This window comes from Pseudomonas paraeruginosa, from assembly GCF_003025345.2.
In the GTDB taxonomy this organism is placed as follows: Bacteria; Pseudomonadota; Gammaproteobacteria; order Pseudomonadales; family Pseudomonadaceae; genus Pseudomonas; species Pseudomonas paraeruginosa.
On record NZ_CP020560.1, the window covers coordinates 2,751,528 to 2,759,148 of the forward strand.

Here is a 7,621-nt window from a genome sequence, read left to right on the forward strand (position 1 = left end):
AGGGCCGTGCTGCGCGCGGCCGTTCGATCCCATCAGGAGTAAGCAATGACTTCAGTGTTCGACCGTGACGACATCCAGTTCCAGGTAGTGGTCAACCATGAGGAGCAGTATTCCATCTGGCCGGAATACAAGGAGATTCCCCAGGGCTGGCGGGCGGCCGGCAAGAGCGGGCTAAAGAAGGACTGCCTGGCCTACATCGAGGAGGTCTGGACCGACATGCGCCCGCTGAGCCTGCGCCAGCACATGGACAAGGCGGCCGGCTGAGTGGGCGGCATGCCCGTACGGCTGTTCTGCCTGCCGTATTCCGGCGCCAGCGCCATGACCTACAGCCGCTGGCGACGCAAGCTGCCGGCCTGGCTATTGGTGCGTCCGGTGGAATTACCGGGGCGTGGGGCGCGGCTGGCCGAGCCGCTGCAGACCGACCTGGCGGGCCTGGCGCAGCAACTGGCGCGCGAGCTGCACGACGAGGTCCGCCAGGGCCCCTACGCGATGCTCGGGCACAGCCTCGGCGCCTTGCTCGCCTGCGAGGTGCTGTACGCCCTGCGCGAGCTGGATTGCCCGACGCCGCTGGGGTTCTTCGCCTGCGGCACCGCGGCGCCGTCGCGACGCGCCGAGTATGACCGCGGTTTCGCCGAACCGAAGAGCGACGCCGAGCTGATCGCCGACCTGCGCGACCTGCAAGGTACGCCGGAAGAGGTGCTGGCCAACCGCGAGCTGATGAGCCTGACCCTGCCGATCCTGCGCGCCGATTTCCTGCTCTGCGGCAGCTATCGCCACCAGCGGCGCCCGCCGCTGGCCTGCCCGATCCAAACGCTTGGCGGCAGGGAGGACAAGGCCAGCGAGGAACAGTTGCTGGCCTGGGCCGAGGAAACCCGCAGCGGTTTCGCACTGGAGCTGTTCGACGGCGGGCACTTCTTCATCCACCAGCGCGAGGCCGAGGTGCTGGCGGTCGTCGAGCGCCAGGTCGAGGCCTGGCGCGCGGGGCAGGGCGCCGCGGCGTTGGCGGTGGAGGCGGCGGCGATCTGCTGATGCCCGCGAGGGCGCCATAGGCCCTGCGGCGGCTCCGATGTCGACGAAAAAAAGGCCGGTGAGCAGCGCTCCCCGGCCTTTTTCGTTACGACGCGCGGCTCAGCCTTTACCGGCCAGCAGCCCTTCGACTATCGCTTGCATGTCGCTTTCCAGGCCGGCCACCGGGTCCGCCGCCTCGGTGTCCACCACTACCAGGCGTGCGCCGCTGGCGGCGATGGCATCGGCGAGGGGCTTGGGTGGCTGGCGATGGTGCAGGACCAGGGCGATGTCCTCGCTCTTCAGCTCCTCGGCGAAGGCCTGGATACTGGCCTCGGTCCAGCCATCGTCGGCCTGGATCTCCACGTCCAGCGGGTCCAGGTTGAGCCCGGCGAGCAGGTAGCCGAGGCGTTCGGAGAGGCTGATCACGCTGAGGTTGTCGGCCTTCGCCAGGCGATTCTCGTTGCTGGCGGTCGCTTCCAGCAATTGCTTCTTCAGCGTCGCCAGGTTGGCCTGGATGGTCGCAGCGGCACCGGGCGCCAGGCGTTCCAGGTCGCTGGCGAGGACGTCGGCCATGCGTCCCAGGTTGCTCGGGTTGAGCCAGGGGTAGGCATGCAGGTCGCTGCCGGGGCGCAGGGCGATGCCGGGCAGGGCGCCGTCCACCGGACGCGCGGCGTCGATCTCGACGATGCGGATATTGCTGCGGCGGGCCAGCGGGTAGAGCGGGTCGTCGCTCCAGATCGAGCGCAGGTCGATCACCGCGTCGGCCTGCCCGGCGGCCCTGGCCAGTCCGCCGGCGCCGCGCCCGGCGAAGAACGAGGCCTGGCGGCTGGCCGGCAGGTTGGCCGGGGCGACCCGTTGCAGCTTGACCTCGGTGTCCCGCAGCAGGCGTTCGGCGAGGGCGTGGGTGACCGGCAGGCTGGCCAGTACCGTGACTTGCGCGGACTGAGCCGCGGCCGGCGTCGCGGCGAGGGCCGGGAGCGGGCCGGCGAGTCCGGCGCAAGCCAGGGCCAGGGCGAGGCAATGGGGTTTCAGGTTCATCCGGGGGTTCCTTTCAGGTGCGGCAGGCAGCCGCGAGCGATGGCGGCGAGGCCGAAGGCCAGGCCGGCGACCAGGATGATCGCGGCGCCGGAGGGAATCGGCAGGTCGAACATGATCGGCAACAGGATACCGGCCAGCGTGCTGACGGTGGCGATCAGCACCGCCAGCCAGAAGAACCCTTTCAGCGACTGGCTGACCAGGCGCGCCGCCGCCGCCGGGATCACCAGCAGTGCCCCGACCAGGATCGCGCCGATCACTTTCACCGCGGCGACGGTGACCAGGGTCACCAGGGCCACGAACAGGTAGTCCAGGCTCTTCACCGCGACCCCGCGCACCGCCGCCAGTTGCGGGTTGAAGCTGGCCAGCATGATGCGGTTGTACAGCGGCAGGGCCAGGCACGGCACCAGCACGGCGACTGCCGCCAGCACCGCGAGGTCATGGCCGTTCACGGTCAGCACCGAGCCGAACAGGACGTTCTCGAGAATATGCACGTTGATCCTGCCGGCCAGCACCAGCAGCAGGCTGGCGCCGAGCGCCAGGGACACCGAGAGGAACACCCCGATCAGGGTGTCCGGGGCCAGGCCGGTGCGGTTGCGCAGGTAGTTGAGCAGGACGCCGAACAGCAGGCAGTAGCCGAACAGGCTGCCGTAGGGCCCGGTGTAGGGTTCGCCGAGAAGGATGCCGATGGCCACGCCGGTGAGCGCGGCGTGGCCGACCGCCTCGGAAAAGAAGGCGAAGCGCTTGACCACCACCAGGGTGCCGAGGCCGCCGAGCACCGGGCCGATCAGCAGGCCGGCGAGCAGGGCGTTGACGACGAAGCCGTAGGCCAGGGTCTCCGGCAGGTAGCCGGCGGCGGCCCAGGCCTGGACGGCCTGGCGCAGTTGTTCGTAGGCGTCGTTCATCAGCTGGCCTCCGCGTTCTTCCGCGGCTGGGTGGAGAACAGCGTGAGCAGGCGTTCCGGGGTCAGGCTGCTGGCCGCCGGACCGTCGAACAGCAGGTGGCGGTTGAGACCGCTGACCCGGTCGGCGAGGCGGCCGACGGCCTCCAGGTCGTGCTCGATCCAGAGCACGGTGACGCCGGCCTGGCGCCAGTCCAGCAGCAGCCGTTCGAAGACCTGGATGCCGCCCTCGTCGAGGGCCGACATCGGTTCGTCCAGCACCAGCAGTTGCGGCGGCGGTACCAGGCCCTGGGCCAGCAGCACGCGCTGGCGCTCGCCGCCGGAGAGGGCGCCCATGCGCCGACCGCGCTTGGCCAGCATGCCGACCCGCTCCAGGGCCGCGTCGATCGCCGGGCGCCGGCTGCGCGACAGGCCGAGGAAGGCCGGACGGCGCTGGCACATGGCGGCCATGAAGTCGTCGACGGTGAGCGGCAGTCCGCGGTCGAACTCCAGCGCCTGCGGTACGTAGCCGATGCAGCCGGGCGCGCCGGGCCACTCCAGGCGCAGTTCGCCGCGATGCGGCATCTGCCCGAGCAGGGTCTTGACCAGTGAGCTCTTGCCGCCGCCGTTCGGACCGACCAGCGCGTGCACGCTGCCGGCCTCGACGCGCAGGCGCACGCCATCGAGGATGCGGCTGCCGCCGAGGCTCAGGTCGATCCCGGCGAAGTCGATGGCCGGCCCGCAAGGCGTGGCGCAAAGCCGTTCGGCCACGGTCATGCGCCGGACTCCTGGATGGCGCGGACCACGGTGTCGAGGTTGCGCGTCATTTCTTCCTCGTACTTGCCGGCGCTGTAGTCGCCATAGGAAATGTGCGACAGCGAATAGAGCTTCACCCCGGACTCGCGCTGGATGGTCTCGACGTAGGTGGAGGGGAAGTCGATCTCGGAGAAGATCACCTTCACGTCCAGCGCCTTGAGCTGGTCGATGGTCTTCTTCAACTGGCTCGGACTCGGCTCGATGCCGTGGGCCGGTTCGACCACGGCGGTGACCTCCAGGCCGAACTCGCGCAGCAGGTAGTCGTAGGCGCCGTGGATGGTGGCGACGCGGAAGTCGGCGGCCGGGGCCTTGTTCAGGCGCGCCAGGCCGTCGGCGCGCAGGGCCCGCAGGCGCTTGGCGTAGGCCCGGGCGTTGCGGGTGTAGGCCTTGGCGTTGGCCGGGTCGAGTTTGCCCAGTTCGCGGGCGATGGTGTTGACCTGGGTGATCGAGGCGCTGATGGACAGGAAGGTGTGCGGGTTGACCACCTTGCCGGCGCCGCGCGCGGCCATGCCGGTGGCGGCCAGCAGCGGCACCTTGGCGTTGGCCTCGATCACCGGGATGCCGGGCTTTTCGCTGGAGGCGATCATGCGCTCGGCGAAATCGTCGTGGCCGACGCCGTTGAGCACCACCACGTCGAGCGTGCCGATGCGCTTGATGTCCTCGGCGCGCGGCTCGTAGGCATGTGGGTTGAAACCGGCGGGGATCAGCGGCACCACCTCGGCCTTGTCGCCGACGATGTTGCTCACGTAGCTGTAGTAGGGGTGCAGGGTGATGCCGATGCGCAAGCGTTTGCCGTCTTCGGCCAGGGCCAGCGGGGCGAGCAGGGCCAGCAGCAGGGCGGCCGGCAGGGCGCGGCCCGGGACCAGGCCGCGCAGGAGGGAGGACAGACGGGAGAACAGCATGGGAAATCGCCTTCTGTGGAGTCGGTGAGCGGTCAATGGCGGTGCTGGCGGGTCACGCCGGCGTCGAAGCGGCTGACCACCTGGCGCCAGCCGGCATCGGCCAGGGCTCGGGCGTCGCCCGGTACGACGCCGGCAGCGGCCGCGGCGGGCTTCAGCCAGACCTCGGTGGGGCCGAGCAGCAGGAGGAACGAACCGGCCACCCCGGGCTTGCCGCTGGCGCCCAGGTAGCTCGGACGCCCGGCGGTTTCGCCGTGGCTCCAGCGGTGCTCGCCGCGACTGCTCGCGGCGACGTCGGCGACGAAGGGCGGGAAGCCCTCGGCGGCCAGTTCGTCGACGGAGGGCGCGGCTTCGCCGTCGTCCAGGCGCGCCTGGATGTCTTCGGCGGCGACCTGCAGGTCGGCGTAGATGCCCTGTTCGGCGGCATTCAGGTCGAGTCGGGCGTCCACCTGGTGGGGTTCCAGGGCTTGCGCTTCATGGGACTGCTGGCGCAGCCCAACCACCGTGGCGGCGAGGGCCAGGATCAGCACACTGCCGAGCAGTACGTAGAGGGTCTCGTGGCCGGCGCCGGCCGGGCGGACGGTTTCGACGCTCATGGCGCGGCGATGTCGGCGTGGTCGATTTCCACCACGTGGCCGGGGCCGGCGTCGAACAGCACGTAGAACTCGCCGTCGGGACGCTTGAAGGTCAGGGTCGAGTCGGCGCCAAGCTTGCCGGGAACCAGGATCTGCTCGTCGTAGCCGATCACGTCGAGGGTTACGCCGGGGGCGCCGCTGCCGTCGGAGAAGCCGCCCTTGCAGCGGATCTCGCCGGCCTGCACTTCCTCGCATTCGCAGATCGGGTTGTGCGCCAGGGCCGCGCCGCTCAGGCCGAGCAACAGGGCGGCCAGGGGCAGGCGCCAGGGGCGGGTGTGGATGCTCATTGCTTACCTCGTTTGTTCAGCCAGGCCACGGTGGCGGGGGATGCCTCGGCCAGGGGAATGGAAGCCTGGTGCATGGAGCCGTCCCAGCCTTCCATGGTGATCCACAGCTCGGCGTCGGGCCGGGTGCGCGGCGGGATCGGCACGCTGGTGCCCATGCGGTAGGGGCTGCCGAAGAAGATCACCCCGGCGGCACGCAGGCTGCGCGGCTTGCCGATGCGCAGGTAGGTCGCCTTGACCTGGGGAATGCAGGCCTGGCAGAGGGCGGCATTGAAGTCCTTCATGAAGCCGGCGGGGCCTTCGTCGTGCGGCGGTTCGATACGCCATTCGGCGAGCTTGAGACTCCAGGGGCCTACCTGGACTTCGCCGATCTCGCGTTCACCCAGTCCGCTGGTGCCAGAGAACAACGCCATGTCGGCGAAATAACGCGGCATGAAACCGAGCGGGATCAGGATCAGCAGGACGTTCAGGTGGAAACGCCAGCGCAGCCAGAACTGGCGCAGCGGCGAAGCGGGCTGGGCAACGGCGGCCTTGCTCATGGCTGCCCCTCCGCGGTCTGGTTGGCCATTACCGGCGCCGGCTTGGCCGGTTTCGGCTGGCGCGCCGGGCGGTTGCCGCGCTTGACCAGCGCGGCGGTGGCCTGTGCGGTGCGTTTGCTCCAGATCAGCAGGCCGCTGAGCACCATCATGCTCAGCAGCAGGCCGAAGACGAACCAGATCAGCTTGACCCAGATACCGCCGAAATCGCCGGTGTGCAGGGGGCGCATGGATTCGGTGACGAACTCCAGCGGGGTGCGGTCGCCGAGCAGGCGGGAAGACTCGATCCTGCCGTTGTAGGGATTGATCGCCGCCGACTGGTACATCAGCGGGTACCAGCCGCGGCCATAGACATAGAGCGGGCTGTAGGCGTTGCCTGGGAGGAACAGCCCGCTGGCTTCCAAGCCGGAAATGTCCCGGGTGGCGATGCGCACGGCCTCGTCGAGGTCGATCTGCGCCGCCGGCTGGCCGGAAGGCGAGAGCGGCACTTCGCTGCGGGCGATGACCGGCGGCGGGCCTTCGCTGGAGAGAGTGATGTGATTGTCGGCGAGGATCGCCTGGATCAGGAACCAGGTGCCGGTGATGGAGATCACGGCGATGAACCAGATCGACCAGATGCCGCTCAGGCGGTGGAAGTCGCCCCAGAAGATGCGCGCGCTCTGGCTGATGCGCAGGCGTGGTCTGAAGAAACCCTTCCAGAATCGTTTATAGACCACCAGACCGGTGACCAGCGAGGCCAACATCGGCAGTCCGAGTAGCGAGACCAGGTACCAGCCCCAGCTGTAACCGTTATCGAACGGCATCAGCCACCAGCCGTGCAGGGCGCGGGTGAACTGGCGGAAATCGAAGTGTGGGCTCTTGCCCTGGATGGCGCCGGTGTAGGGATTCACATAGAGCGCCGCGCTGCTGCCGTCTGGATGGCTGACATCGACGGTCAGGGCGAAGTGGGATTCGTCGGGGCGTTCGATCGATTCGACCTTCAGCTCGGGCCGGGCCTGGTTGATGGCGGCGAGGACCTGGCTGTAGCTCAGCGGTTCGGCGGCGTCGCTCGGCTTGCTGGCACGGATTTCCGGATTGGCCAGCCAGACGATCTCCTGGCTGACCACCGCCAGGGTGCCGGTGACGCAGACGATCAGGACGAAGAACCAGATGGGCAGGGCCAGCCAGCTGTGGACGAGGAACCAGAGTCTGGAGCGGGACTTTTTCGACATGAGGCTAACGGTAGGTTAGAGGCCGCTGGAGCGGTCCATGGGTTTCGAGGACTGGTTACGCCCCGTTCATCGATATAGGACGAATGAGTCGCGCAGAACCTGAAAGGGAAGATGAAAGCAAATGTTTCGCAATGACTTTCGTACCCGTCCCGAAGGATTTCTTCGTCATTTGCCTAAGCGCCTGATGGCTATGCAAAAAACCGATCGGCCAAGGTGCGACCGGAAGTCGCTGCCCGGTTAATTTTCACGATGTGTCGTCCGTTTCACATGAACGACCGAGCCCCGCGCTCGTTGCCCATGTGCACGGAAGAAGACCG

Annotated in this window: 10 protein-coding genes; 2 read left to right on the forward strand and 8 right to left on the reverse strand. The window is 68.5% G+C overall.

The genetic code is table 11. The features are described 5' to 3' along the window. Positions 1–45: 45 nt before the first annotated feature. Positions 46–264, forward strand: a complete 219-nt coding sequence (locus B7D75_RS13155) for an MbtH family protein (RefSeq protein ID WP_003089636.1) — start codon at positions 46–48, stop codon at positions 262–264. Continuing rightward, positions 265–1,029: a thioesterase II family protein gene (locus tag B7D75_RS13160; RefSeq protein WP_107114093.1), complete on the forward strand. Its 765-nt coding sequence runs from the start codon at positions 265–267 to the stop codon at positions 1,027–1,029. 99 nt (positions 1,030–1,128) lie between these two features. On the opposite strand, the gene B7D75_RS13165 is transcribed toward B7D75_RS13160, so the two are convergent. Genes B7D75_RS13165 through B7D75_RS13200 form a run of 8 tightly spaced genes read right to left on the reverse strand, consistent with a single transcriptional unit; the run spans position 1,129 to position 7,304 of the window. Continuing rightward, positions 1,129–2,046 (reverse strand): metal ABC transporter solute-binding protein, Zn/Mn family, encoded by a 918-nt coding sequence (locus B7D75_RS13165; protein WP_053813882.1) that lies wholly within the window; start codon positions 2,044–2,046, stop codon positions 1,129–1,131. Next, positions 2,043–2,948 carry a metal ABC transporter permease gene (locus tag B7D75_RS13170; protein WP_012075656.1) on the reverse strand — a complete coding sequence of 302 codons (906 nt, stop codon included), beginning with the start codon at positions 2,946–2,948 and terminating at the stop codon, positions 2,043–2,045. The genes B7D75_RS13165 and B7D75_RS13170 overlap by 4 nt, the downstream gene beginning before the upstream one ends. Then, the gene (locus B7D75_RS13175) at positions 2,948–3,700 is read right to left on the reverse strand and encodes a metal ABC transporter ATP-binding protein (RefSeq protein WP_107114094.1); all 753 of its coding nucleotides are present in this window, start codon (positions 3,698–3,700) and stop codon (positions 2,948–2,950) included. The genes B7D75_RS13170 and B7D75_RS13175 overlap by 1 nt, the downstream gene beginning before the upstream one ends. Then, positions 3,697–4,641: a metal ABC transporter substrate-binding protein gene (locus B7D75_RS13180; RefSeq protein WP_107114095.1), complete on the reverse strand. Its 945-nt coding sequence runs from the start codon at positions 4,639–4,641 to the stop codon at positions 3,697–3,699. Before B7D75_RS13180 ends, B7D75_RS13175 begins: the two co-directional genes overlap by 4 nt. Positions 4,642–4,673: 32 nt before the next feature. Continuing rightward, positions 4,674–5,234 (reverse strand): DUF6162 family protein, encoded by a 561-nt coding sequence (locus B7D75_RS13185; protein WP_107114096.1) that lies wholly within the window; start codon positions 5,232–5,234, stop codon positions 4,674–4,676. Beyond that, positions 5,231–5,560 carry a hypothetical protein gene (locus B7D75_RS13190; protein WP_003089624.1) on the reverse strand — a complete coding sequence of 110 codons (330 nt, stop codon included), beginning with the start codon at positions 5,558–5,560 and terminating at the stop codon, positions 5,231–5,233. The genes B7D75_RS13185 and B7D75_RS13190 overlap by 4 nt, the downstream gene beginning before the upstream one ends. Further along, the gene (locus B7D75_RS13195; RefSeq protein WP_043099314.1) at positions 5,557–6,096 is read right to left on the reverse strand and encodes a hypothetical protein; all 540 of its coding nucleotides are present in this window, start codon (positions 6,094–6,096) and stop codon (positions 5,557–5,559) included. The genes B7D75_RS13190 and B7D75_RS13195 overlap by 4 nt, the downstream gene beginning before the upstream one ends. After that, the gene (locus tag B7D75_RS13200) at positions 6,093–7,304 is read right to left on the reverse strand and encodes a PepSY-associated TM helix domain-containing protein (RefSeq protein WP_107114097.1); all 1,212 of its coding nucleotides are present in this window, start codon (positions 7,302–7,304) and stop codon (positions 6,093–6,095) included. The genes B7D75_RS13195 and B7D75_RS13200 overlap by 4 nt, the downstream gene beginning before the upstream one ends. Between the last annotated feature and the right edge of the window lie 317 nt (positions 7,305–7,621).

Coding starts and splice junctions, on each gene's coding strand:
- B7D75_RS13155 (WP_003089636.1), top strand. CDS start 46: ATGACTTCAGTGTTCGACCGTGACGACATCCAGTTCCAGGTAGTGGTC.
- B7D75_RS13165 (WP_053813882.1), bottom strand. CDS start 2,046: ATGAACCTGAAACCCCATTGCCTCGCCCTGGCCCTGGCTTGCGCCGGA.
- B7D75_RS13170 (WP_012075656.1), bottom strand. CDS start 2,948: ATGAACGACGCCTACGAACAACTGCGCCAGGCCGTCCAGGCCTGGGCC.
- B7D75_RS13175 (WP_107114094.1), bottom strand. CDS start 3,700: ATGACCGTGGCCGAACGGCTTTGCGCCACGCCTTGCGGGCCGGCCATC.
- B7D75_RS13180 (WP_107114095.1), bottom strand. CDS start 4,641: ATGCTGTTCTCCCGTCTGTCCTCCCTCCTGCGCGGCCTGGTCCCGGGC.
- B7D75_RS13185 (WP_107114096.1), bottom strand. CDS start 5,234: ATGAGCGTCGAAACCGTCCGCCCGGCCGGCGCCGGCCACGAGACCCTC.
- B7D75_RS13190 (WP_003089624.1), bottom strand. CDS start 5,560: ATGAGCATCCACACCCGCCCCTGGCGCCTGCCCCTGGCCGCCCTGTTG.
- B7D75_RS13195 (WP_043099314.1), bottom strand. CDS start 6,096: ATGAGCAAGGCCGCCGTTGCCCAGCCCGCTTCGCCGCTGCGCCAGTTC.
- B7D75_RS13200 (WP_107114097.1), bottom strand. CDS start 7,304: ATGTCGAAAAAGTCCCGCTCCAGACTCTGGTTCCTCGTCCACAGCTGG.